A 1,458-nucleotide genomic window follows, 5' to 3' on the forward strand; every position below is an offset into this window, starting at 1 on the left:
ATCTGGGGGCCCTTGACCTCCTGGTAGCCGTTGTCCTGGTAGACCTTGCGCATGTACTGCTCAACGCCCTGCCAGACCGTCCAGCCCTTGGGGTGCCAGAACACCAGGCCAGGTGCATGGTCGTCGATGTGAAAGAGGTCCAGTTCCTTGCCGAGCTTGCGGTGGTCGCGCTTTTCAGCCTCCTCGAGCATCGTCAGATACTGCTGCAGTTCATCCTTGGTGGCCCAGGCCGTGCCGTAAACGCGCTGAAGCATTTCATTGCGGTGATCGCCGCGCCAGTAGGCGCCGGCCACCTTCATGAGCTTGAAGAACTTCAGCTTGCCCGTGCTGGGCACGTGGGGGCCGCGGCACAGGTCTTCAAAAGCGCCTTCACGGTAGAGCGACACATCCTCATTGGCGGGAATGCTCGCAATGATTTCAGCCTTGTAATGCTCGCCTATGCTCTTGAAATGCGCCACGGCTTCATCGCGCGGCAGCACCCGGCGCGTCACTGGCTCATCCCTGGCCGCAAGTTCCGTCATGCGCTTTTCGATCGCCACCAGGTCTTCCGGCGTGAACGGACGCTTGTAGGAGAAATCGTAGAAAAACCCGTTTTCAATCACCGGGCCTATGGTGACCTGCGCATCCGGGAACAGTTCCTTGACGGCGTAGGCCAGCAAGTGGGCCGTGGAATGGCGGATCATGTCCAACCCGTCGGCATCCTTGGCTGTGATGATGGAAACCGAGCTGTCCTTATCAATCAGATAGCTGGTGTCGACCACCTTGCCGTCAACTTTCCCGCCCAAGGCCGCTTTGGCCAGGCCGGTACCGATTGAGGCGGCGACTTCGGCCACCGTGACGGCTTGGGGGTATTCGCGCTTGGAATCATCGGGGAGCGTGATTTGAATCATGTGAATAACTTTTATAAGCAGGCTGAAATCAGAAAAACAAAAAAGCGCGGAACCTGCCGCGCTTTGATGGGGGATATGGATTTAAGCTATGAAATCAGTAGCTAACAATCACCAAGGGGTGCGGACTAGCGCCCTGGATGACTCCAGAAAACGGACGAGGGCGTAGTTCGCGGTGTCATAACCCGAACGATCCTTCCTGTTTCCAGCTTGATTGATTGCATGCGGCTATTTTACGGCAGCTTGCAGATGGCTCGCCGGCCACCTGTTTGCCTCGCGCCACAAAGTCCTATTGCGGTGAGGCCGGCGGCAAAAATCCCAGGCCAAGGCAACGCGGACATTCGGTGATCACCGTTTGTTTTTCGACTTCAAAATGCTCATTGATGTTTTCGCTTTCAATGCGCAGTTCGCCGGTGCCATTGCAATCAGGACAGGGAACACGCTTGAAACCCACGGTTAATTCCGACACGGCAACCTCCTCCGGTTAATCATGCACATCTTGTGTTTTATGTAACAAACTGCACTCTACGCTAAAAAATGCCTGTAAAAAAGCCCGGACAGGCCCTAAGTC

General features: G+C 55.8%; 2 protein-coding genes. Both read right to left on the reverse strand.

Features of this window, described 5'->3' with window-relative positions; genetic code table 11:
* Positions 1–890, reverse strand: an 890-nt coding sequence (locus AC1D1X_RS23140) for a TGS domain-containing protein (RefSeq protein WP_477699322.1), incomplete at its 3' end; no start/stop codon positions are given.
* A gap of 286 nt (positions 891–1,176) precedes the next feature.
* Positions 1,177–1,356 (reverse strand): hypothetical protein, encoded by a 180-nt coding sequence (locus AC1D1X_RS23145; protein WP_431095808.1) that lies wholly within the window; start codon positions 1,354–1,356, stop codon positions 1,177–1,179.
* Positions 1,357–1,458 lie beyond the last annotated feature (102 nt).

The sequence above is a fragment of the Polaromonas sp. P1_G4 genome (assembly GCF_056405475.1).